Below are 24989 nucleotides of genomic sequence, written 5' to 3'. Positions count from 1 at the left end.
TGATTCGGTGATTCGTTCCCTCCATCTTATTGGAAGCAGGCAATCAGGTGGCGCAGAGCGCTTCTACTGTCGCCTAGTCAACGCCTTGCATGAAACTACAGGAACCATCCTGGCGGCCTTGCCACCCCAAAGCACACTAAGAGAGGCCCTAAGTCCCCAAGTTCCCCAAAAGCCAATCCCCATGAGAAATATCTGGGACCCTGGGGCCCGTTGGCAAATTAGGCAGTTGATTCAGCATTATCGGCCTGACATCGTGCAAACCTATATGGGTCGAGCCACGCGCTTGACTCGCATTCCAGGCAAACACAGGCCAATCCATATTGCTCGCCTGGGTGACTATTACAACCTCAAAGGCTATCGCCACGCCCACGCTTGGGTTGGCAACACCCGTGGGATCTGTGAGTACTTAGTGCAACAGGGGCTACCTGCGGCGCGGATATTCTATATTGGTAACTTTGTCGACCCCCCTCTCCCAGCAAAGCCAGAGCTATTTCACCAGCTCAAAGCGCATCTAGCCATTCCGGAGGATGCCTGGGTGCTCCTTGCTGTCGGCCGACTTCATCCCGTGAAAGGTTTCGAAGATCTCCTAGCCGCCTTCGCCCGCCTGCCAACACACATTTCAGAACGGCCAGTACACTTACTCATCGTCGGCGATGGTCCCCTCAGGAAAGAACTTCAGGCAGAAGCTGCTAGGCTGGGTCTGGAGGGACAAATACATTGGTGTGGCTGGCAGCAGGATCCCAGCCTTTTCTATCAGTTGGCCAATATCTTCATCTGCCCTTCACGGCATGAGCCGTTAGGTAATGTGATCTTGGAAGCTTGGGCCCATGGTAAATCGGTTATCGCTACCGAGACCCAGGGAGCCAAGGAACTCATCACACCAACCGAAAACGGATGGCTCACCCCCAACGCCGATCCCAAAACCCTGGCCCAGGCGATTGCAGTCCTCCTCACTGACGAAACCTTACAGACCCAGTTAGGGAAAAACGGCCTTGCTACCCTACAGCATCATTATTCCCGGGGAACGATCGTCTCGGCCTACCTGAATCTCTATCGCCATTTGCTGGAAAGTTGACCGCAGAGGTCGTTGAGGCTTATCTACTACAATCCGGCTTTAGCCCAGCATTCCATCCTCCTGCAAACGTGCCAGCACTTCCCCTGGCTGCAACTGCACCAAACAACGATGAGCATTCTGCGGGGGACATTCAGGAAGGTAACAGGGACTGCAAGCCACCGGATGCGTAAGCACTCGCTGTTTTTGACCAAGGGCATGGCTGCGCCGCCAATCAGTAGGCCCAAACAAAGCATAAACAGGGATATCGGCAGCGGCAATAACATGCATAGGGGCCGAGTCCGTGGTCACGGCAAAACGGGCATGACGGGCCAACTCGGCGAGTTCCAAGAGGGAGAAGGCCTCGCTGGCGTCAATCCCGATGGTTTGAGAAAGGATTCGATTCAATTGAACATCCTCCTCCCCCCCTACCCAGACAACCGTTATCCCTTGCTGCTCCAGCACCGTTGCCAGGGTAACGAAATGGGCAGTGACCCATCGTTTGCTCTCCCAACGGGCGCTGGAACCCGCATGGATCAATACGATATCCTTTCTTAACAGATCTTTCTTCCCTAGCCAATCTCTCACTTTTCGGCATTGCTCGTCACTGGCCTCAAGATAAGCGCCGGCCTGCACTGGTGCCAAACCCGCCGTTTCCAATAACTTGTTTAGACGACTAAAGCTATGGACCTCGCCATTGACGATTCCCTTGTTAAGGGGGCAATGGGTGTAGGGAAAACCCGGTCCTAGGCCGTAGCGTTGGGTAGCCCCGGAGAGGGCTGTCATCATTTTGCTGCGATCGCTCCCCTGCAAATCAAAGACCACCTCAAAACTCTGGCTGCGTATCCATTGTAGAGGGGCAAAGAGGGACTGGAGACCTTTCCTCGGGAAGGGCTTTACCCCTAAATTGGGATGCTCTTTGAATAGGGACGCGAACTCTGGCGCAGTGAGCAGCCAAATCTCGGCCTCAGGATAACTCCGCACGATTTGTTTGATGTGGGGGGTCGCAATAACGATATCCCCTAAAGCCCCTAACTTGATAATCAAAACACGCTGCATCGAAGCCTCACATGGATGTTAGGCGACCCCCTAGCAAGGTCGCACAGTGAAACGGCGCGCTGAGCGCTAAATAACTCATTGTTCGTGCTAGCGCGTTTCGGCAAAATCGACCCCAGGCTAGGGTATGGGGTTGTTATCAGAAGATTCGCCATCGCGACCCGTAAGCAGCGAACTCAAAGCTAACAATTACTAGCAGTTATTGATTTGCTGGTTCAAAAAACGTTTGCTGTATTTTCCCATGGAAGACCGTCAACGCAGCAAAGAGCACCATCAAATAGACACTCACTAAGCTGGAAGCATAGGATGGCCCTAATTGGGCGGCAGTAAGAATGGCCGCACTGGCAGAGAGCAGAAGGCCGAGCTGTCGTCGGTCCTCGGCGATAGATTTTCGCCAATCACGCCATGCTCTGGTCAAGATAAGCAGCAACCATCCCGTTATAGCAACAAGGCCAAATAATCCGGTTTCATACCAGGCATCCACAAATAAATTATGGAAATGGCGGACCTGCCGACCCTCGCTAATAGTCAAAGCTTCCTCTGCGTAACGGGCATTGCCCATCCCCACCCCGGTCACTACCGATTCAGGCGGGTAGACAAAAGCTTGGCGCCAGAGAACTGTCCGCCCGCTACTGATCCGGTCTACAAGATCAGTCCAAGTTTCCTTTTCCTTCGCGGGGGGCTCCACATGGACGATGGTCATCATCCCGATTAAGGCTATGGCCGCCACCGTTCCCGGCAATAACAAGGTCTTCAGGCGCCATCCCACCACCAGCACCCCATAGAGCACCAGGGCGACCATCAACGCCAGTAAAGCCGCCCTGCCCTCGGAAAGCACGACATAAAATAATACACTCAGCAATAAAGCGCCTCCTAGGAAAAGGCGGTATTTCCTGTATTCTATCCACTGCAACCCATAAAGAAGAAAGGGCAACAAAAAGGGCAAATTATCTTCCTTGAGTTGCTGGGCAGGGACAAACTCAGCACTGGTCCACAACACATAGGCCAAATGCAAGTAAAGGACTCCTATCAACCCTATCCCCATCCCTGCAAGAGCCCGACAAAGGCGTTCGAAATTGTCTTGTCCTTGCTGCAAGGCCACCAGCGTAAACACAAAACTCATGGAGTAGACTAGAAATTTAAGCCATTTGTGCCACGCTCTTGCCACGTCCTCTGCCCCTGGAACGCTCATTAAAAAAGCCAATAGCAGGGCAACAAACAACCCTAAGAGGGGATGTTCTATGTTTTTTTTCTGGCCATACAGACTGATACTTCCCCAAAAAAAATAAAACACAATCAAAATACTGAACACCGCTCGGCCTAGTACCTGAGCGATAGGCAATACTGTGGGCAGCAACCACCCCCAAGAAAAAAAGGCACTTTGCAACCGTCTATGTAGAACCACCATGCAATACTCCGTTATTACGCAATTCAGCCGCCACATAGGCGGGGGTAATCGCCTTCATACCGGCCCGGCCCGGTGGAGGGAGGAAGCAACGGATATGCCGGGAATGATGTAACGGCGGTGAAGCGCCAAACAATCCCCATGCAGGCGTCCCTGCTGCAGCCGCCATATTCAATACTCCGGTATCATTGCCCACATAAACGGCGCACATTGCCAGCAAGGCCGCTGTTTCCTCCAGGGGCAGGGCGAGCGCCTCCCCTGTGGGGACCCCCCATTGTCTCATCTGGACGCTAATCCGCTGCCCCATGACCTGCTCCCCTACCCCACCTACGACGAAGACAGACCCTAAGGACTGACCTAAGTACTCCAACAATTGGATAAAATTGGCTTCGCCCCACTGTTTGTAGGGCTCACTGCTGCCAATGCCGAGGGCAATCCAAGGCTGCGGAAACCCTTGATAACGGCCAGCCACTGCCTGTTGAGCAACGGGATCAATCACCAATTGCGGTTCTTCCTCTACAGGGGGAATATGACTTCGCTCTAACAAGCGAGTCGCTAGCGCTATGGGGTGACCATGGGTTTGCTCTGGCGGTAACTTCACCGGATGATTCAGAAAGCACCTTTGCAGTCCTCGCCCATAGCCAATCCGCTCGGGGATACCCGCTAACCAGCAGGCGAGGGCATAGCGTGGACTCCCGTGCAATATCCAGGCTTGGCGAAAATGCTGCTGCCGCAAAAGCTTTGCTAATCGTCCTATACCCAACAAGCCGTCGTGTCGGCCTGGATTGCGCTCCAACCAGAGCACCTGCTGGATGGAAGGGTCCGCCTTCAGCAAACGATCCGCCTGGCTGCGGGGTTTGGTCAATACCGTAACACAGCCCTCCGACGAGGCCGCAGCAATGGCATGGAGGATTGGCAGGTGCCAAATCATATCACCAATACCTGGCAGAGGCTGAATGACTAGAATGCCCTTAGAAGAGAGAGAGCACGCACCCATTTATAGTCCCTTACAAAACTGTTGGTAACGAAATTGACGGCAAGCTCGCAAAAGCTCAGGGCTCAATCCCGCAGAGGGTGCTATAACACTGCAAGGTTTGCTCTAGCATGTGCTGCAAAGTATAGAGCTGCCGCCTCGGTACTAGCGGCGGCGCTTTGATAAACTGGGTGACACGCTCATATAAGCCCTTGGAATTCGCCAAAGAAACCCGCCCTTCCGGGAATAGATCCCCAAGGATTTCCCCCACGCCCCCGTGATCATAGCCCACTACGGGTACACCCAAACTCAGGGCTTCAAGCACCGTGCGACCAAAGGATTCTGGCTTTCTGGACAGTGACATTACCACATCGGAGATGGCATAGATTTCCCGTAAATCACTGCGGTGCCCAGTAAGAGTCACCATGCCCTGCAGCCCTTCACGGGCAATCTGTTGCCTGATTTCCTCCGCATAGCGTCGTCGGCGAGGGTCCTCGCCACCGATAATTAAGCCATGCACTGGATATTCTCTCTGTCGCAGTTGTCCCATAAGTTCGATAAAATCCCGGTGTCCTTTAAGGCGGGTCAAGCGGCCCGGCAAGGTGAGAATTTTCTTTCCTCGAAACTGAGGATAAGCGGCCTCCCAGTGGGCAAGCCATTCCCTGCCAGGTTGATATCCATAAGAATAAATTTCAGGATCGACGCCCCAGGGGATCACTTCCACCCGATCTAATGCCACTTCAGGATAATTTTCGAGTACATAATGGCGCGCGCTCTCGGACACGGCAATGACTTTTTCCCCCCACGTCATGATGCGACTGTAACGATTCACCGAATAAAGGCCATGCACAGTGGTGACAAAACGGGGCTGGTCCGGCCCTGGCATGCTCCGCCAAGCCAGCCAGGCTACCCAAGCGGGCACTCGGGAGTGGGCGTGGATGACATCCACTTGCTGCTGGAAGAGGAAACGCCGCAACCGGGGAACTAAGCTTAAAGTCCAAGGAGATTTAACGCCGATAGGCCAGCTGTAGTGCTCGCTTCCCCCTCGCCTGAGGGCTTCGACGAGACGCCCGCCTGCCGAGATGACCATAGAGCGATGCCCCCGCCGGGCCAACTCCGCCGCCACTTCTAGGGTTCCCTGCTCTACTCCCCCCGACTCCAAGGCGGGCAAAACCTGTAACACGGTCAGTGGTCGCTGAGCCATCGTTCTACCAATATCCGAGCACAACGGTTGGCTTCATTAAATTGCTGTCGAGGCGGAACAAGCGTTTGCCCCTGGCGCCAGGCGATAAAAGTGGTGACCACTCTCTTCTCCGCGAGACCATCCAACCCCCGCACCACCCGCCCCCAAGCTTTACAAGGCACATTGAGAACCCCCACTGCCGCTCCGGAGGTGAGAGCCTCATACACCATGGAAACGCTGTCCTCCGATACCCATACCCGCCCGGCAAGAGCCAACTGCTCCGCTACCCAGCCAGGAGGGGTCATTTGGCACGCAAACACCTTTAAATTGGGAAACTTTAAACTTTGAAGCGCTGTCAGCATAAATGTCGGCGTCCGTCGCGAAGTGCTCAGCACCCACTGACACTCTTTCTCCTGTTTCACAAGACTTTGCACTTGCCATAAAATGTTCTGAGGGTCCCAATTATAATGCCGCGAAGGTCCTCCCAAGAGGATGAGTCCCCGGGCTGGATCATGGACTCCCCCCGAAACGACCGGATTGAGCACCCCCCGGGTGAGCACAATATTGGCTGCGGCAGCTATCCCATCATGCTCCGGGACTAAACATAAATCGTACCAAGAGGAAGGCAGACTAGGCCGCATTAAGACTACCGCCCGCCCTCCGCGGGCGCGGCGCGCAGCCAGCAGCGGGGCATGGGTCCCATGACCTGCACCGACGATAATATGGGGAGCGGGGAGTTCCCTGGCACTGGGGAAAACACCCAACCCCCACCACCAAGCGGCACGTAGTCCAGAAGATACCCTTATCCGGTGGGCTTGCACAGGTACTTGGCGAGCTAGCGCCTCCAACAACCCGACACTTTGATTTTCATGTCCGGGTTTACCATCCGTCAGATACCAAGCAATCACAGGCCGCGCTGAATCTTGCATAGTTTACCGGCAGCAACCCTGCTTTGGGGACAATCCATGCACTTGATTTTATCCTTCTGCCAGGGAAACCTATTGGCTCCCTCTATTCACCTTCAATTTGGCGCAGAAATTCTGGAACTGCCAGGGAAGCCCGATGAATATCCACATTGTAATAGCGGGTCGAGAAGGTTTTAGCCGCTGCCTCCTGCTCTCGAAACCAGGCTACGGAGTCCCCCGCCAAAGTCGCACTCCACCAACCCGAAGGGTAGACGCACTGGGGGTAAGTTAAGGTCCGCACCTGGGGGAACCCCCCTTTCTTCATCTCGGCCCGCATCTTATTAAGGAGATTCAAATGAAGCAGGGGAGATTCACTTTGGTGAACGAGAACACCCCTGTCCCCCAATAACCGCCGACAATCAGAATAAAAAGGAGCTTGAAAAAGCCCCTCTGCAGGGCCAATCGGATCCGTGCTATCAATGATGATGACATCCACACTGTTTGCCGGTGCTTCGGCCACAAAGCGAATACCATCACCAAAGTGGAATTGGGCCCGCGGGTCATCATTACCTTCACACAGTTCTGGAAAATATTTTTCCGCCAAGCGGGTAACCCGTTCATCAATCTCCACCTGCCGGACTTCCTTGACCGTCTCATGCTTGAGCACTTCTCGCAAAGTCCCACAATCGCCCCCCCCAATGATCAGTACTCTCTGGGGATGAGGATGGGTAAACAGAGCTGAATGGGACATCATCTCATGATAGAAAAAATTATCCCGCTGCGAGAGCATAATGAAACCGTCGATAACCATGAGCCGGCCGAAAGCCTCGGTCTGATAAATTTCAATATGCTGATAGGGGGTCGTCTCTTCATGAAGTTTTTCCTTGATAGCAAGGGAAAAGGCTAGACCGCCCTCCTCGCAAATCTCGGTAAACCATGTTTTCGGATCCAACTGCATATTGCCTCTCCAACCGACGCTATAATTAGCGATTTGATACTTGATAAAAGATAAAATCCAGCGATAATAGCTGCCCCATATTACCCTGACAAGCACCCGTTTGCTGGGTGCGAACAGAGGCGCCCTTAGGACGCCCCGAAGGGTGAGCCCCAGGGAAGGAGGCCAACAAACCATAATCCCGAGAATCCTACTATCCCCTGAAATAAAAACGCCGCTATGTCAGCAAATTGGAGTATCCACCACGCTCAAGAACTCTATAATATTGCCCAATGGAGCGAAGGTTATTTCGATATCAACGCTCAGGGTCACCTCATGGTTCGCCCCGAAGGCCCGAATAGCTCGACCACAATAGACCTTTATCAGGTCGGTCAGGCGCTCCTGAAGGCAGGGCTATCTTTACCTGTTCTGGTGCGCTTTTCCGGGATCTTGCACCACCGTGCCAAGAGTTTGCGAGCTGCCTTTAGTGAGGCGATGACTGCTACCCGTTATCAAGGCTCCTTTAGCGCGGTCTACCCTATCAAAGTGAACCAACAGCGGCAGGTGGTCAAGGAAATCCTAGCGGCGGACCCGGAACACATGGGATTAGAAGCGGGCAGTAAACCCGAATTGTTGGCCGTCATGGCCTTATCTAGGCCTGGGGCCCCGCTCATTTGCAACGGCTATAAAGACCGGGAATATATCCGCCTGGCCTTGATGGGGCGGCAATTAGGGCTACGGATTTATCTGGTGGTCGAAAAACCCTCAGAGCTGGAACACATTATTGCTGAAGCCCGGGCTTTAAAGGTGAAACCTCTCCTAGGAGTGCGAGTTCGCCTCGCCTCTATAGGAAAAGGCAAATGGCAAAACACGGGAGGCGAGAAAGGGAAATTTGGCCTTTCCTCTGCACAGGTGCTTGCCATGCTCCAGCGACTCCGTCAGATGGACATGATCGATTGTCTGACCCTGCTGCATTTTCATATGGGCTCGCAGCTTCCCAATATTGCAGATATCCAACGGGGCATCCGGGAAGCGGGACGCTATTACGCCACCTTGCGCGAACTCGGTGTCCCCCTATGTAGTGTCGACGTGGGCGGGGGGCTAGGCGTGGATTACGATGGAACCCATACCCGCGGTTTCTGCTCCACTAACTACACCCTCTCGGAATATGCCTATAAAATCGTCCATGGGCTGTGGGAAATTTGTCAGACCCATCAACTCCCCCACCCGGAGATCATTACCGAAGCGGGGCGGGCCATGACAGCCCACCATGCGGTCCTTATCAGCAACATCATCGACACGCAACCGGCCCCTGGCAAAGGAGAACCACCTCCCCCCCTTGCCGATGATCCCCCTGTCATCCAAGGATTATGGCAGAGCTATCAAGGACTCACCCGACGCTCAGCTATTGAAGCCTATCACGATGCCAGCCAAGGTATCGCTGATGCGTTAGAAATGTTTAATTATGGAATTCTGAGTTTGGAACAGCGGGCCCAAGCTGAACAACTCTATTTTACCCTCTGCCGTCGGATTCGCTCCTTTCTCAACCCCCAAGTCCGGGCCCACCGGGAAATCTTGGACGAGTTAGAAGGAAAACTCACGGCCAAGGTTTTTTGCAACTTTTCCCTATTTCGCTCTATGCCTGACGCCTGGGCCATTAATCAGATTTTCCCTATCGTGCCCTTGCACCGCTTAGCCCAACCGCCCACCGAGCGGGTCTGGATCGAAGACCTCACCTGTGATTCTGATGGGCGTATTGATCTTTATGTGGATGGGGAAGGGATTGAAACTAGTCTGCCTCTGCACCCCTTCACTCCAGGTGAACCCTATCTATTAGGGTTTTTTTTGGTGGGCGCATACCAGGAAATCCTCGGCGATATTCATAATTTATTTGGCGCCACGGACTCAGTCCATGTAGAAGCAGATGGGCAAACAGGCTTCCGTTTGCTGCATCCCCTGAAAGGAGATACGGTAGAATCAGTCCTCCATCAAGTGCGCTTCGATGCCACAGAAATAAAGGAACATTTACATGCGAAACTCAACCAAGCCGCCCTTGATGATAGCCAGCGCCGCCTGTATCTTCAGGAGCTAGAAGCAGGGTTAAGCGGATACACCTACCTAGAAGACTAACAAGCCGTTTTAAAATGCCCTTTAGCGCCGATACAGGGTTACGGCGCGTTTTGGAATGCCCATGGATGAGTGCATACACTGCGCTTCTCAAGCGCACCTCGCCGGGTCTTAGCACAAAATTCCTATTTTTAAAATGGCTTCTCAGCTCCGTGCCTCCATTCACCAGGTGGCTCTACACTTTACCAACGAAACAGCACCCAACTGGGGATCAGCATGCCGGAATCGACGGGTCCTTCAAAGCGTTTATCAAAGTCCCCGTCACCATCCGCATCCACAAGATAATAGGGAGGACCAATTCTAGGAGTCACCTTGATCTGATAGAGTTTTCCATTGAGGCGATACTCTTCCACCAGGTCCTCCCCCTTTTGAATGATTCTAATTTCAGGCTCAATGACTTCGGACTGCTCAGGCAAGGAGGGCAAATCAGGGAGCGGCAAAAGATCTTCCGGCTCTTCTGTCAAAACCGGCGTAGAGACGAGTAGAAGCCATAAGAAATGTGTATAAATCAAAACCTTATTATAAGAAATAAGCATAGGCTGTTCTCTAAAATGTTGCTTACAGATCGAGCAGTCGCTCACGCTCTTCTGCCGAGGGCTCAAAGCCGCGACTCTCATAATAGCTAAAGATAGCATCCACGACCTCTTGAGGTTTGTCTAATACCTTAAACAAATCCAGATCATGGGAATCGATCATCCCTTCCTCTACTAGGTGTTTTTTAAACCAATCCATTAATCCCGCCCAAAAGGATGAGCTCACCAGGAGAATAGGGATACGTCGCGACTTACCGGTCTGCACTAAAGTTAGAATCTCTGCCAACTCATCCAGGGTTCCAAACCCTCCCGGCAGCACCACGTAGGCCGAAGCATATTTCACAAACATCACCTTACGGGAGAAAAAATGGCGGAAATTGACCGCCACATCCTGATATTCGTTAGCCACCTGCTCATGGGGCAGGCTAATATTGAGGCCTACGCTGGGAGATGCCCCCATGAAAGCCCCTTTATTGGCGGCCTCCATAAGACCAGGACCACCACCACTGATGACACTAAACCCCGCGTCAGATAGGGCCCGAGCAATCTCCTCAGTTAGCTGATAATAGGGATGCCCAGGGACCATACGCGCTGAACCAAAAATACTGACTGAAGGCTTGATAGTGGCTAAACGTTCAAATCCTTCCACGAATTCAGCCATGATTTGGAATACTTTCCATGACTCTCGAGTAAGCAAAGAGTCATTGACAGCCGTTCGTTCGGCAAAAGAACGTTTATGTTGTTTATCCATTCAAGTGTCCTGATCTCGGGGTATTAATCCTTGCTATTTTGATCAACCTTATTTAAAAGTAAACATGGCAAAAAATTCAGTTCTTATACTAATTGACGGCTCCTCCTATCTCTTTCGCGCTTTCCACGCGCTGCCTCCCTTAACCACGTCTAAGGGCCAACCTACAGGGGCAGTCTACGGGGTCATAAATATGCTGCGCAAGCTGCTCGATGCGTATCAGCCCCAATACGTAGCGGCCATTTTCGATGCCAAGGGTAAAACATTTCGCGATGAGCTGTTTGAACAGTACAAGGCCCATCGTCCCCCCATGCCTGAGGAACTTGCCTGCCAGATCCCCCCCCTCCACGATCTTATCCAGGCCCTCGGCTTACCTCTGCTCTGTGTGGAAGGGGTTGAAGCCGATGATGTCATCGGCACCTTAGCCCAACAAGCCTCCGATCAACACCTAGAGACCCTGATTTCTAGTGGCGATAAAGACTTGGCCCAGCTTGTCAACCACCAGGTGAGCCTGGTAAACAGTATGAACCGGTCCAAGCTGGATCCCGCCGGCGTGAAAGCTAAGTTTCATGTTTTCCCAGAACAAATTATCGACTACCTGGCACTGGTGGGTGATCCGGTAGACAATATCCCCGGTATCCCCGGAATAGGCCCCAAAACGGCCGCCAAACTGCTTGACCAGTACCACGATCTAGACCAAATCATGGCTCACGCCCAGGAAATCAAAGGCAAGGTGGGGGAAAATCTACGCCTCCATCTGGCCCAACTTCCCTTAGCAAGACAATTGGCCACTGTTCGCCGGGATCTCTCCCTAGAACTAGGTCCTAAAGACCTGCAACGCCAGCCGCCCGATATCCCTACGCTGCGGGAACTGTATAGCACCCTGGAATTCAAGACTTGGCTACGGGAACTCTTGGAAAAAGAGCAAGATCACGACCCACTCCCTAAAACCTCAACGGACTCCTCTCCCCTGTATGAGACGGTACTTTCCCAGGAACACTTCGAGCACTGGATAAAACGCTTGGAAACCGCTGAACTATTTGCCTTTGACCTGGAAACTAACCGCTTGGACTACATAGAAGCTGAAATTGTCGGCCTCTCTTTCGCTATCAAGCCAAAGGAGGCCGCTTATGTCCCCCTAGGTCATGACTATGACACCGCCCCCCCCCAGTTAGCCCGTGAACAGGTTTTAGCACGGCTCAAGCCCCTGCTACAAGATTCGAACCGGGGGAAAGTGGGACAAAACCTCAAATTCGATCGCAATGTGCTGGCCAATTATGGGATTGAGCTGGAGGGCATTCGCCACGACTCCATGTTGGAGTCTTATGTCCTTCATAGTACCGCTAGTCGTCACAATATGGATTCGTTGGCCCTCAAGTACCTCCAACGGAGCACCATTTCCTATGAAGAAGTGGCTGGCAAAGGGGCCAAGCAATTGGCCTTCAATCAGGTTCCCATTGACACGGCCACCTGCTATGCGGCGGAGGATGCCGATATCTGCCTCCAGCTTCACCACTACTTCTGGCCCCGTCTCCAACAGGAGGAACTTCTCTGCCGTCTCTACCAAGAGCTGGAAATTCCCCTTATCCCCGTACTTTCACGCATGGAGTGCAACGGAGTCCAGATAGACGTGGCCCAGCTTAAAGCCCATAGCGCGGAGCTCACAGCACGCCTAAAAAAAATTGAGCGAGAAGCCTTTGAGCTTGCCGGAGAACCGTTTAATCTCGCCTCGCCCAAGCAAATTCAGGTCATCCTCTACGATAAGCTGAAACTGCCGATTACCCGCAAAACCCCTACCGGACAACCCTCCACGGCAGAGACAGTATTACAAGAGCTGGCCCTTAATTATCCCCTTCCCCAATTGCTCCTCGAATATCGCACCTTAAGCAAACTTAAGTCCACCTATACGGATCGCCTGCCTTTGCAAGTCAACCCCCATACAGGACGCGTTCATACCTCCTACCATCAAGCGGTCACGGCCACCGGACGGCTCTCTTCTTCAGATCCCAACTTACAGAACATCCCCATCCGCAGTACTGAAGGCCGACGGATTCGCCAAGCCTTTATCGCCCCGCCAGGGTACTGCTTGCTGGCCGCCGACTACTCCCAGATTGAACTGCGCATTATGGCCCATCTTTCCGACGATGAAGGCCTGCTCGCTGCCTTCGAAGCGGGAGAAGACATCCACCAACGGACTGCCGCCGAAATTTTCCGTACTCCCCTGGAAGGGGTGACCCCAGAGCAGCGGCGCAGCGCCAAGGCCATCAATTTTGGTCTGATCTATGGGATGTCAGCCCATGGTCTTGCCCAGCAACTAGGAATCAGCCGCGGGGCCGCGCAACACTACATAGAGCGCTACTTTCACCGTTACCCCGGCGTTAAGGCCTATATGGATGCCATATGCCAGCAAGCCCGCCAAAAAGGGTATGTGGAAACCCTCTTCGGCCGGCGTCTTTATCTCCCTGAAATCCACTCCCGGCAAGCGCAACGTCGCAACCAAGCCGAGCGCATGGCCATTAATGCCCCCATGCAAGGCACGGCAGCAGATATTATCAAGCGGGCCATGCTTCGTGCGGATCAGTGGCTGCAAAAACAGGGGGGCAATGCCCGCATGATCATGCAGGTTCACGATGAACTGGTATTTGAAGTTGCCGAAGAGGAATTGGACCCTACTGCTGCAGCCATCCGGAAAAACATGGCCGGAGCCGCCCAACTCAAGGTGCCGCTCATTGTAGAGATGGGTAGCGGCACCAACTGGGACGAAGCCCATTAATAAAAAATCGCTGCTTGGAAATTTTGTTGAACTTTCTCTTCGGGGGTTGGTCTTTAACTAAGTGAGTGCACCATAAAAAGGTCGCACTCTCCCGCCCTCCTCCCTGGGCGGGATGATCCTTTGGTCCGGAGCCCCCTAAGCCGGACCAACGATTGCCCCGGTTTTCCCCTTGAACCGGGGCTTTTTTATGGCGGTGATCCATCCAATTCAAACCACCTATCTAACTGGGCCTGGATGGCCTCAACCCCGATCCGATTGTGGGCAGAAAATAGCTGCGCCCTTGCCGCGGGAAAAGCTTCCTGCAGATGCGCTGTTACTTTCTCCAAGGCCTGTTTTGCCGCCCCTCGCTTTAACTTATCGCTCTTCGTCAACAATATACAAACCGGCAAACCCCGGGCACGGCACCATTCCAACATCTGGAGATCAAAAGGCTGGAAGAGGCGCCGAATATCCATGACCAACACGATGCCACACAAAGACTGGCGCCACTCTAGATAATTACTTAGAGTCTGCCGCCATTGCCGTTTCACCGTCTCAGGCACCTTGGCATAGCCATAACCGGGGAGATCTACCAGACAGCGGCGGGCATCTAGCTGAAAAAAATTGATCATTTGAGTGCGCCCGGGGGTCTTGCTGGTTCTCGCCAATCCCCTAATATTGGTAATGGCATTGATAGCGCTTGATTTTCCTACATTGGAGCGTCCTGCAAAAGCCACCTCCATCCCCTTATCCGGAGGCAACTGGGATAAAGTGTAGGCACTCCCCTGATAACGGGCCTTATGGTAAAGAGGATTTATCGCCATTCTCCAGTTCAAAAAGCACTGCGCTCCAAAGGCATAGATATTGCCTTTAGGTCACTGCAACAGGCTAGAAAAATATTTCCAGGCAGTGTAGCATGCACACCAATTTTGAAGATGCTTTGGCGTGGTCATCTTTGCAAATATTACCAAGAACTGAGGATCTGTTAATGATATTGAAACGTTTCGCAGTTGCCGCTGCCTGTATCCTATTTGTCTCCTCTTCTGGCGCTGTCATGGTGACCGGCGATCCGGAAGCTGGCGCAACCACAGCCATGCCCTGCCAAAGCTGCCATGGCCTTGACGGCAACAGCCCCAGCCCCGAGTGGCCCAAACTTGCCGGCCAGCACGCAACTTATCTTAAAAAACAGTTACAGGATTATCGGTCTGGGGCTCGAGTAAACGCGATTATGTCATCGATGGCGGCCAGCCTTAGTGATGAAGATGTGGCTAATCTGGCTGCCTATTACTCTAGCCAAACCATTGCCGAAGGCGCTACCCCCGAGCAATATGTTGAGCTGGGAGAGAAAGTGTACCAGCAAGGCAACAAAGAAAGCGGCGTTCCCGCTTGCATGGCCTGCCACGGGCCGGCGGGTCAGGGTAACCCGGCAGCAAGTTGGCCGCGCCTTTCAGGGCAGCATGCCCAATATATAGCGACTCAACTCAAGAGCTACCGCAGTGGTGAACGTGCCAACGACCTGAACGAGATGATGCGAGGGGCGGCAAAGAAAATGACCGATGAAGAGATCACTGCGGTTTCCCACTACGTGTCAGGTTTACACGCAGCAGAGTAGCATCGGGCTTCTTTCACTGTGAGGGACTCTTAAAATATGTTGCGATTTGCCCACGGGTTGCTCCTATCACTTTCCCTACTGCTTATCTCTCCATGGGTGGCAGCGGCGGATTCGACTTTCACAGAGGGGGTGCACTATAAAACGGTGAACCCTCCCCTCCATCCCCTCCAACCGGGGAAGACAGAGGTGGTTGAGATGTTTTGGTATGGCTGCCCCCACTGTTACCGTTTTGAGCCCCTTCTGGAACAGTGGGCAGAAGCGCAACCGGAGCAGGTGGCCTTTATTCGGGTCCCTGCGGTATTTCGGGACTCATGGTTACTTCATGCCCAAGCCTTCTATACCGCCGAAGCATTGGGCGTGCTGGACAAAGTCCACCGCCCCTTATTCGATGCCCTCCATCTGGAAAAACGCCCGCTCAAAACCAAACAAGAAGTGGCAAATTTTTTTGCGACCCTCGGAGTTCCAAAAGAAGACTTCTTGCAGACCTTCGAATCTTTCGCCGTCCAGGGCAAGGTTCAACAAGCTGTCGTTATCACCAGGACCTCTGGAATTACCGGCGTTCCAGCGATGATTATCAATGGTAAATACCGCACCGATGCCAGCATGGCGGGCAGCTTTGAGGACATGCTTAAAGTCGTCGACTACCTCATCGCCCAAGGGGGTCCTTCAAGCCAGACTGCGGCTGCTAAATAGATGGCTTTCGTTGCACCCCCCGAACCGACCGACAGGAGCCAGAAAAATAGATAGGGGAGATACTCTAGATCTGGCTTTTAGCCGCAAATGCACGCGAATATAGGAGAATTAACAAGCAACGGTGGGTTCCGTTACATCTTCTACAGCCCGAGGTTTTGTCGTGGTGTAGGGTGGATAAGCGCAGCGCATCCACCAAATTTTTGAGCGGGAGTTTTGTAGGGTGCCTAAAGCTTAGCAATGCGCACCATTGAAATGGAAAGGGAAACCCCCAATCAAAAGATTCTAAGGGCTTCTTAGCTCACCGGAGCCAGAAGGACATTTCTGGCTCCCTTTGCACATCGCTTGGTGTTCACTGCCTATAGCAGGTATTCTATATAAGTGAAGGAGAGGTACCGAAGCGGTCACAACGGCACCGACTCGAAATCGGTTGGGGCTATTGCAGCCCACGCGGGTTCGAATCCCGCCCTCTCCGCCATATATTTATATTAACTTTTTGATTTTAAAATAATTATATTTCAAAAATATTTATCTACCCACGCCTGTACCCCATTTTTTTATAGTGCCTGTCTGGCAAGGAATGAAGAAAAAGCTAGCCCAGGGGTGGGTCAGCCTATTTTTACTGCCTACCCAATTAACTCTACCTCTGCCGCATTTAAAGATTTTTGGGCTATTTGCAAAACAGGGTTGGAATTTCCTAATCACCACCCCTGAACATCCTTCTATTTGTTGAGCATGCCTGGTTGGATTTCGTAACTCTTTAAAACATTCAACTGATGAATACTTGGTTGGATTCTGATTCCAGAGTGTATTTCTAATCCAGGTCACCGCTCTCCGCCTGCTTGAGGAGTGTCGGTATGTGAGGCCCATACTCCACCTTTTCACGCCCAGCACGAATACCAGTCCCGACCTTCCGAGCTTCTTTTGAATACAGCGTCTTTGCTCGGATGATGTGGTAGCTATAGCCTCTACCCAAACGGTTGCTCATCTTGATCAGCCCGTTCAGCCCTTCGGTATAGGCATTAATGATCGGGAATGGCGCATCCCAGTAAGCAAAAATGTCGTCGTGATGGTTATGGACTGTTTTGGCCAATCTCCTGAACGACTGTAGTCCCTGCATAGGCAAAGTGTTCTCCCAGGCTTCAAACGCATTCTGAGCCTTTTGTTTATCAGGCTCATCGTAAATCCCGAAGAAGCTTTCCTTGAAGTCGTAGGCGACAGCAAGCTCTGGAATAGCCTGGCGCACGACCTGCAACGCTTTTTGCTCTGTGGGTGTCAGATTTTCGGGGCGCTTCAGAGTCAGCCAGCGTATGGATTTTTTGACGTAAATTCGCTGCTCTTTACTCAATTGTGACTGATACTTTTTGCGCTCTTCCTCCAGCGCTTCAGAAGCCATTTTGACGACGTGAAACTTGTCGATGACCAGCTTGGCATTCGGGAGATACTGCGCAAAGGATCGCTTGAAGGGCCTCCACATATCAGTGCAGACCCACTCCACCTTATCTTTGTCCGGCAACTCCCTGAAGAACGGTTTCAAATGCTCCTGCGTTCTGTGCTCTAGCATATCGAACACGTTATTGGTCGCCAGGTTGGTAATGACACAGCGATAGCCACCGGCAAGATTTACCTCATCGATACCCATGATGACTGGGGTTTCATATCGAACGGTTTGGGCTAGCTCATCGATCAGGTCGTGCGCAATGTTCTTGACGGTGTTTACAGCCACACCAGTTTGTTCTGCCAAAGCACGGAACGTCATGCTCAGGCACTGTTGTCGGATTACGTCCACCAAGCGTTTGGTAGCGCGGCGCTTATCATCAAGAAAGCTCAGTTCAGGCATCGCCATCTTGCCGCAAGATTCGCAGCGAAAGCGGGGGCGCTGAATTTCAAGGCGCACCGGCTCCATATACAGCGGCGTATCCGAGAACTTGTTTTTGCGAGTGCCATGCTTGTGCATCGGGATATTGCAATCCCCGCAAACAGGAACCTCAACAGTTTCTGGTACGGCCACGATAATGAGCGCCTTGCTTTCTTTATACATATCCACCGGCTTAATGCCAGGTAGATTGAGCAGGTCAAGCATTGGCCTAATCCATATTCAAGTCGAGGTCTTTGCCTTCGCGCAATATGTCGTACACCACGTCTACCAGCGCGGTCATGCCCTGATGGTCGGATTTGAGCACCTGGGTTGCCAGTTTCTGGTGGCTTGACAGGGCACGGACAACAGCCTGTTGAACCGCGCCGGGCAAATTGCCTTTTAGTGCCTGTTCCCGTGTATTGCTCTCGACCTGAGCCATCACGACATCGTTTTCACCGGTGATTGACTTGATCTGATTGACGAAGGCAACCTGATCTTGAATTGGCGTCGCCTCACCAAAAAGGCTATTGAGTCGGTCTACGATCTCTTTTACGAACTTAGGCTTATCACCAACGCCACCGCCGCCACCGGGACCAACAGGCTGGAGCACTGGCGTCTCCCCATCTTCGTTTTCATCGTCAGGGCGTCCCTTTATATCAAAGCCGGTGAGAACAAGGCCGGTCAGATCGACTGTTTCCGGCGCTTCGTGAAGCAGGCGCTTTTGCAGCAACTTGGCGAAGGCGGCGAAGTTCTCTAACTCCGGGTCTCCAAAGTCGATCAGTTGGGCAACATAGGAATAGGTGCGGCAGAAACGCCCAAGATCAGACTTAAAACCGATGAGCGCCTTGATTTGCTCCGCGTATTCATCCTGGTGATGGTCAGCAGACTTCATTCCTGCCTCATCCCCTTTCGCGTGAGCTTTTTCAAAGACAGCCTCCCAGGTCGCCATGCCATCACGAAGCATTTTCATCTTGTCGTTATACAGAGTCGTGGCCCGGCTGGTGGCCGCATACAACTCCTTATGTTGTGGCGACTTGGCGTGAGTAATATCGCGAATGGTCTTGAATCTGGCGTCTTTGAATGCAGCCAGATCCTTTTCATCGTATAGGCCGTGTTCGTCCAGACGCTCCTTGATCTCATAAACCACATTGAGGTCTTGCACTTCGTCAATGTGTGCACCTTGATCATAGGTCTCAAAGGCCGTTCGCACATTGTCTGGATCATTCACAAAGTCGATGATAAAGACCTCATCCTTGCCGGGAGCGGTCCGGTTCAAGCGTGCGAAGGTTTGCACGATCTCCACATGATTGGCGATTTTCTTATCCACGTACATCGCCATCAGCTTGGGCTGGTCAAAACCCGTCTGGAATTTGTCGGCTACCAACATGACCCGGTATTCAGGGCGGTCAAAGGCAAATCTCAAATCCTGACCCTGCGCATCCGGGTTCATGCTTTGCTCGGTAAACTCCTCGTTTTCATCAACAAGAAAGATATCCTCTTTGAATGCACCATCGTCCTGGTGCATTACCTGTTTACCGGTCATCTTGCCGGAGAAGGCCACCAATGAATGAATAAACCCATATTCGCTATGCTGCTCGATATAACGGTCAAAGGCTTTTTTGTAGCGAATAGCGGCGGCACGAGAGCTTGTCACGACCATAGCCTTTGCCTTGCCATCCAACCGGTGTGCAACATTCTTGGTAAAGTGCTCAATAATGAATTGCACTTTCTGGGTCACGTTCGTTGGATGGAGTGCCATCCATTGCGCGAGGGCGCGTTTTGCCGCTTTGCCACTGACGCGTTTGCTGTCTTCAAGCTGCTTGGAAAGGTTAAAAGCCGTCTGGTAGGTAACGTAGCCTTTGAGAGCATCGAGGATGAATTTTTCCTCAATAGCCTGGCGCATGGTGTACTTATGAAAAGCAACCGGTGGATTGTCGTCGGATACAGGCTGATTCGGATCTTGCGGACGGCCAAACAGCATCAGCGTGGAGTGCTTCGGCGTGCCGGTGAACGCAAAATAGCTGATATTGGCGGGACGCGAACGCGACTTTTGCAGCTGTTCCAACAGCTCGTCCACCGTCATGGTAGACATTCTCCCCTGCCCACTCATGCCCAGGGCAGCTTGGAGTTTCGCCGCTGTAGAGCCCGTCTGTGAGTTATGGGCCTCATCAATGATGACCGCGAAGTTCTTACCCTTCAGATTCTTGTCCGTGATAATGGCTTCCATGGCATACGGGAAGGTCTGGATGGTAACGACGACAATCGGCGTCCCAGCTAACAGGGCGTCGGAGAGCTGTTTGCTCTTGGATTTGGAGGACTTATGCCGGTCAATGGCAGCAATCACCCCAAACTGGTGGTCAATCTGCTTTACGGCGTCCTGAAGCTGTCCATCAAGCACATTGCGATCGGTGACAATGATCACGTTGTTAAAGACCGCGTCGCCATTGTCCTCGCGCAGTTTTACCAGATCGTGGGCTGCCCATGATATGGTGCTGGTCTTGCCTGAACCGGCGCTATGGTCGGCCAGGTATGTCATGCCCGCACCATTTTTACGCGCATCGGCCAGCATCTCATTAACCGCTGTCCACTGGTGGAACCGAGGGAAAATCAGGGTTTCCTTCTTCGACCAGTTGCCCTGAATATCCACCACATCCTTTTTCTCGACATAGACAAAGCTGTGGAAAATTCGCAGCCAGGCATCAGGCTGGCAGACATCTTCCCAAAAATAGGCTACCGGGTATTCCTGCGTGCCATCAGGCTTGATTTCGCCGGGAGGGTTGCCGGCATGGACTGCGCCGTCTTCCTCCGTCCTGCCCTTATTGAATGGCAGGAAGAACGTATTTTCCCCTTCCAGCTTGGTCGCCATCATGATCTCTGAATCAGACATGGCAAAATGCACCACCGCGCCGCGCTTGAAGGTCAGCAATGGTTCCTTGCGCTTGGTCTTGGGGTCAAAAGGCAGGCGGTCATTTCGGTATTGGTCCATCGCCGCTTCTGCCGACTGGGTGAAGTCAGTTTTCAGTTCGACTGTCGCCATTGGCAGGCCATTGATGAACAGCACCAGATCAACGGCAAACTCGCGGGCGGGATGGTACTTGAGTTCCGGCACCACACGCAGAATGTTTGCTTTGTAGCGCTCAACCACCGCCTGGTTGCGTTTATCCTCGGGGGCGGTTTCTGTCATCTCGATCAGGCCGCAACCAGCAATCGAAAAGCCCTGACGCAACACATGCATGGTTCCCTGCTTTTCCAGCGCCTTATGCAGACGATCCATCAGCACTTCAAACGTCTTGGTTCCGTTGAGCCGTTCCAACTTGTCCCACTTATCTTGCTGGCCGCTGCCTTTAATCCAGCTTTCGAGGTCTTCCGGGTAGATTGCCCGTTCGGTGTCATAGTGTTGGGTGCCACCCACTTTCCAGCCCTGTTCGACCAAGCGATCTACGATGTACTGCTGGAAATGCTTTTCCTGGTGTGCTGACGGATCCATTTATTGCTCTCCTCGCAGATCAATTTGCCCGGTTACGGCGGCGGTGATAAGAGCGGCACGGCGCTCTTTGAGAAGCCTAATACTGCCTAGGACTTTAGTTTCAAGCTTCGCTTTCAGATTGATGAGCCTTCTGACATCCTGTTGTGCCTTGGGTGATGGCATCCGCACCTTCTCGTTGAGAAGGAGGTTGATGTTTAGTGGGCGGTTTCTTCCTGCTGACCCTCGGGAAGATTCATTTAGCAAAAAATCGCCGAAATTTGTCATCAAAAGAGCGAGCAAATATTCCGTTGGTACTGTTTTTCCCCTAATTACAGGGTAACGATGGGAGACAACGCATCCGTTTTCGTTACTAGACGCCATTGTCAAAGCGCCTTCCCAAGCAAATTGCCCACTAAGAATCAGATCACCTTCTTTCACATAGAAAAAGTCCGAATCGCCAATATTTTTACCTAGCGTGGGCGGCTTGTGAAACAAACCGCGCCCTCTATTGTAGAGTCCCAATGCAACGTATTCATCGCCGTCAATTATCTCTACAGGTCTCGAAATTATTTGTGTCAGATATCTTAAGCGAATAAGTTCACCATCCCCATACATTTGCTCGGCCATTGCAGTCGCAACAATCTTCTCCTTCAGAAGTTCGATGAACCGAGTTTTCTTCTGGATTAGAGTGTCAATGCGAGCGGTTTCGCGGTCGAGAAAGGCCGCAATAGTGACTTGTTCGTCGGGTGGCGGAACGGTGGTTTTCAGTTTTACCAAGGCTGACGCGTTGATCGCAGGATAACTTAATCCCTCGGAATGAGCCTCTATTGCTTGAATCACAAGCTCATTGAGGGTCATCCATTTGAGGAAGGAATAGTTTAGATTTCGCGCTCTAAGAACGGCGAAGCCGGTAGAAAAAACGCAATCGGAATATTGATCATTAACGGCAGCTACTGCTTTGAGATACGTTCTTACTGTCGAAACAACAACATCACCAGGAAGTGCCTTACGTCTAGCTCTGGACGGAGCATCGGCAAAACGCATGTTTGCGGCTTGCTTGATACCATCCGTATAGTCCACCGACGATATGTCAACATAACGAATAGGGGTGTCGCCATCGGTCGAATCTGAAAGCACATCATCATTGACCGAAGCTACACGGCAAATAGGTTTAACCTCCCAATGCTCCGGCACTTCCCCAATCCACTCAACGCCGGAATCCTTGTATGCCGGATACGCTTTATACTGACTCATTCGCTCGCAACCTCAGCCAATAGATCAGCAATTTCCCCCTCTACCTGCTTTAGCTCGGCATCAATGTCGTGCAGCTTGCGTGGTGTTTGGTATTGGTAGAAGAAGCGGTTGAAATTGATCTCGTAACCCACGCGGCCCAGGCGCTTGTCTTTGTCGTCGGTAAAGCTTTCGTCGATATAGGCATCGGGCACATGGGGCAAAACTTCACGGGCGAAGTAATCCCGAATATTCTCCAGGAAGGGGACGTTCTCGTAATCGGTCAAGTCTGTATCGGGAACCACATCTCCTTTAACGTCAGTTACCGGCTCGGCCTCCGGGTCTTTGTGGCCAAAGGCGCTGATCAGAGCATTGATAAAGGTCTTGTTGGCTTTTACCTTCAGCGACTTGGCATCTTCCGATTTAATGGTTGCCTTGGCGAAGGTTTCAGCCCAATTATAATCGACCGTTTCCCCAATCCGTGGCTTGATTGCTTCCAACCAGAAAGATTGATGGTCTGGTGACAACTTCGTCCACGCCGGTTCGAATGTCAGGCGATCCAGCCCTTCCTGGTCTAGTACGAGTTTCATCCGTAGCGGTCGAAGCACTTTGATACGGCGATACCCGAAAGTCCGGTAATCCAGCATTTTGGACAGTTCACCGCTCTCCGCTGCCGCGTAAATATCCAGAATCTGTCTGCGCTGATCATCGCCGACAATGCGGCGCTTGTTACCTTCATTGCGGATAGAAGTCCACAGGTCGGTGGCGTTGATCAACTGCACCTTGCCCTGGCGATCTTCCGGCTTCTTGTTGGAAAGAATCCACAGGTATGTGGCGATATTGGCACGAAAGAACAGATCCGTTGGCATAGCGACAATGGCTTCAACCAGGTCGTTTTCGAGCAACCAGCGGCGGATTTCAGACTCACCAGAACCCGCACCACCATTGAACAACGGCGAACCGGACAAGACGATAGCAGCCCGACCACCGCCATTTTTAGGCAGCTCCAGCTTGCTGGCCAGGTGCATCAGGAACAGCATAGAGCCGTCGCTGATCTTGGGCAGACCCGGCGCAAAACGGCCCAGCTCGCCCTGTTTATGCTCTTTCTCGACGGCGTCTTTATCCTTCTCCCACTTCTTGCCAAAAGGCGGATTGGATAGGCAGTAGTGAAAGCGTTCCCCGGAAAACTGGTCGTTTGACAGAGTGCTTCCCTGACGGATGTTCTTTGACAGATCACGGCCAGGGTCGGACTCCAAACGGCGAATAAGCATGCCGGCCACACAGACGGCATGGGTCTCCGGCTCTAACTCTTGGCCATGGGGAACCAGTACAGGTGGGACCTTGTACTGGTTTCCATATTCGGTGACATGATTCATGGCGTCGGTAAGGAATCCACCGGTCCCACACGTCGGATCATATAGGGTTCTGATCAATCCAGGGCTTGCTTCAAATAGCGAGTCATCTGGGTCAAGCAGGAGTGAGGTCGCTAAGTGAACGATGTCACGCGGGGTCATAAAATCCTCGGCCCCCTCATTAACCTCTGCACCAAAGCGGCGGATCAGGTGTTCATAGATGTTGCTCATTACCCGGTCCGGCACTACATCAGGGTGCAGATCGATCTTGGCGAAGTTCTGGCAAATCTTATAGAGAAGGCCAGCACGCTCCAGACGAATCACCGTGTTGCCGAACTCGAATTCTTCAAAGATTTTCCGAGCGTTATCAGAAAACAGAGCAATATAATCTTCGAGGTTGCGTCGGGTCTTGGTGCTACCCAGCGTGCCGAGGGAATACTCGGAGGTGTTGTAGAAAGGGAAGTCAGCCGTTGAACGAAGAATGGGATCAAGCTCTACGTCAGCATCTTTAAAGCTGTTGTAGGCTTCTCGTACTGCCTCACGGGTTGGCTCAAGCGCACACTCCAAACGACGCAACAGGGTGAACGGCAATATAACCTTACCAAAGTCTGTGTGCTTGAAATCACCCCAAAGGTCTTCCGCATTCTTCCAGATAAAATCAGCCTGTGAAGCTGCTGATCCTGCAAATTCGTTCATGTTGGCCTCCAACCTCATTTTGCACAAAACGGTACAATGAGTGAAGGAGAGCTGTCAACCAAGTTTTGCACAAAAGAGGTATTTCTCTACCAATCTGTCAAAAGCCACAATCCAACCTCAGATTGCAAATAGCCGATTTTTGTTTTATAGCAAATTTGAGTGATTTTTATGGGTGCAAAATATAATAATTGCTGCTAAAATTATATATTGTCATAGCTGCTAGAATTGGATGCCTTATAGATGAAAGAAGCTATAAAGAATGTTTTTAAATCGAAAGATTACAAGCCAAAAATAGAAATTAGTGGGCCTGGCGTCGTCCACGTAAAATCATCAGAAATTGTAAAGACACCGGAAGCCAAACGCCAAATTAAAATTTTAGGAAAATTAAAAAAAGAAGGATTATTAGATTAAAGTAACG

The 24989-nt window shown here is 52.0% G+C and carries 19 protein-coding genes and 1 tRNA gene; 7 read left to right on the top strand and 13 right to left on the bottom strand.

Translation table 11 applies throughout. The annotated features are described in order from the left end of the window. Positions 1-7: 7 nt before the first annotated feature. Positions 8-1075 (top strand): glycosyltransferase, encoded by a 1068-nt coding sequence (locus tag E3U44_RS07385; protein ID WP_134357536.1) that lies wholly within the window; start codon positions 8-10, stop codon positions 1073-1075. 39 nt (positions 1076-1114) lie between these two features. Here E3U44_RS07385 and E3U44_RS07380 read toward each other — a convergent pair whose 3' ends face one another. The 6 genes from E3U44_RS07380 to speE form a co-directional block, all read right to left on the bottom strand. Next, positions 1115-2110 (bottom strand): glycosyltransferase family 9 protein, encoded by a 996-nt coding sequence (locus E3U44_RS07380; protein WP_134357534.1) that lies wholly within the window; start codon positions 2108-2110, stop codon positions 1115-1117. 196 nt (positions 2111-2306) lie between these two features. Beyond that, entirely contained in the window at positions 2307-3515 is a 1209-nt protein-coding gene (locus E3U44_RS07375) for an O-antigen ligase family protein (protein ID WP_134357532.1), read from the bottom strand. After that, positions 3499-4509 carry a glycosyltransferase family 9 protein gene (locus E3U44_RS07370; RefSeq protein WP_134357530.1) on the bottom strand — a complete coding sequence of 337 codons (1011 nt, stop codon included), beginning with the start codon at positions 4507-4509 and terminating at the stop codon, positions 3499-3501. Before E3U44_RS07370 ends, E3U44_RS07375 begins: the two co-directional genes overlap by 17 nt. 55 nt (positions 4510-4564) lie before the next feature. After that, the gene (locus E3U44_RS07365) at positions 4565-5689 is read right to left on the bottom strand and encodes a glycosyltransferase family 4 protein (protein ID WP_134357528.1); all 1125 of its coding nucleotides are present in this window, start codon (positions 5687-5689) and stop codon (positions 4565-4567) included. Then, entirely contained in the window at positions 5671-6597 is a 927-nt protein-coding gene (locus E3U44_RS07360; protein ID WP_134357526.1) for a mitochondrial fission ELM1 family protein, read from the bottom strand. Before E3U44_RS07360 ends, E3U44_RS07365 begins: the two co-directional genes overlap by 19 nt. Before the next feature lie 82 nt (positions 6598-6679). Beyond that, positions 6680-7531 (bottom strand): polyamine aminopropyltransferase, encoded by an 852-nt coding sequence (speE, locus tag E3U44_RS07355; protein WP_134357525.1) that lies wholly within the window; start codon positions 7529-7531, stop codon positions 6680-6682. A gap of 216 nt (positions 7532-7747) precedes the next feature. Between speE and speA the strand changes: the two genes are divergently transcribed. Next, positions 7748-9637: a biosynthetic arginine decarboxylase gene (speA, locus tag E3U44_RS07350; RefSeq protein WP_134357523.1), complete on the top strand. Its 1890-nt coding sequence runs from the start codon at positions 7748-7750 to the stop codon at positions 9635-9637. Positions 9638-9816: 179 nt separating this feature from the next. Here speA and E3U44_RS07345 read toward each other — a convergent pair whose 3' ends face one another. Then, on the bottom strand, positions 9817-10170 hold the full coding sequence (locus E3U44_RS07345) for a DUF2782 domain-containing protein (RefSeq protein WP_134357521.1): 354 nt from the start codon (positions 10168-10170) through the stop codon (positions 9817-9819). A 22-nt stretch (positions 10171-10192) separates the two neighbouring features. Next, entirely contained in the window at positions 10193-10918 is a 726-nt protein-coding gene (locus tag E3U44_RS07340) for an LOG family protein (protein WP_134357520.1), read from the bottom strand. 64 nt (positions 10919-10982) lie between these two features. Between E3U44_RS07340 and polA the strand changes: the two genes are divergently transcribed. Then, positions 10983-13688, top strand: coding sequence for a DNA polymerase I (gene polA, locus E3U44_RS07335; protein WP_134357518.1), 2706 nt, complete (start codon positions 10983-10985; stop codon positions 13686-13688). A 185-nt stretch (positions 13689-13873) separates the two neighbouring features. On the opposite strand, the gene yihA is transcribed toward polA, so the two are convergent. Beyond that, the gene (yihA, locus tag E3U44_RS07330; RefSeq protein WP_134359705.1) at positions 13874-14485 is read right to left on the bottom strand and encodes a ribosome biogenesis GTP-binding protein YihA/YsxC; all 612 of its coding nucleotides are present in this window, start codon (positions 14483-14485) and stop codon (positions 13874-13876) included. Between the two features lie 170 nt (positions 14486-14655). Here yihA and E3U44_RS07325 point away from each other — a divergent pair, with 170 nt between their 5' ends. From E3U44_RS07325 to E3U44_RS07315, 3 genes are all read left to right on the top strand, one after another. After that, a complete protein-coding gene (locus E3U44_RS07325; protein ID WP_134357517.1) occupies positions 14656-15279 on the top strand; it encodes a c-type cytochrome in 624 nt (207 codons plus the stop codon). A 36-nt stretch (positions 15280-15315) separates the two neighbouring features. Further along, on the top strand, positions 15316-15972 hold the full coding sequence (locus tag E3U44_RS07320) for a thiol:disulfide interchange protein DsbA/DsbL (RefSeq protein WP_134357516.1): 657 nt from the start codon (positions 15316-15318) through the stop codon (positions 15970-15972). Between the two features lie 383 nt (positions 15973-16355). Continuing rightward, a tRNA-Ser gene (locus E3U44_RS07315) sits at positions 16356-16447 on the top strand. 336 nt (positions 16448-16783) lie between these two features. On the opposite strand, the gene E3U44_RS07310 is transcribed toward E3U44_RS07315, so the two are convergent. From E3U44_RS07310 to E3U44_RS07295, 4 genes are read right to left on the bottom strand one after another with little or no spacing between them, the layout of a single operon-like run. After that, entirely contained in the window at positions 16784-18052 is a 1269-nt protein-coding gene (locus E3U44_RS07310) for an ISL3 family transposase (protein ID WP_134357514.1), read from the bottom strand. 4 nt (positions 18053-18056) lie between these two features. After that, a complete protein-coding gene (locus tag E3U44_RS07305) occupies positions 18057-21314 on the bottom strand; it encodes a type I restriction endonuclease subunit R (protein WP_134357513.1) in 3258 nt (1085 codons plus the stop codon). After that, a complete protein-coding gene (locus tag E3U44_RS07300; protein WP_206054917.1) occupies positions 21315-22547 on the bottom strand; it encodes a restriction endonuclease subunit S in 1233 nt (410 codons plus the stop codon). Continuing rightward, positions 22544-24571, bottom strand: coding sequence for a type I restriction-modification system subunit M (locus tag E3U44_RS07295; RefSeq protein ID WP_134357512.1), 2028 nt, complete (start codon positions 24569-24571; stop codon positions 22544-22546). The genes E3U44_RS07300 and E3U44_RS07295 overlap by 4 nt, the downstream gene beginning before the upstream one ends. A 240-nt stretch (positions 24572-24811) precedes the next feature. On the opposite strand from E3U44_RS07295, the gene E3U44_RS19250 reads away from it, so the two are divergent. After that, on the top strand, positions 24812-24982 hold the full coding sequence (locus E3U44_RS19250; protein ID WP_166805024.1) for a hypothetical protein: 171 nt from the start codon (positions 24812-24814) through the stop codon (positions 24980-24982). The last annotated feature ends 7 nt before the right edge of the window (positions 24983-24989 follow it).

Source organism: Nitrosococcus wardiae, from assembly GCF_004421105.1.
Classification (GTDB): Bacteria; Pseudomonadota; Gammaproteobacteria; order Nitrosococcales; family Nitrosococcaceae; genus Nitrosococcus; species Nitrosococcus wardiae.
This window is presented reverse-complemented; position numbering and strand designations above follow the sequence as displayed.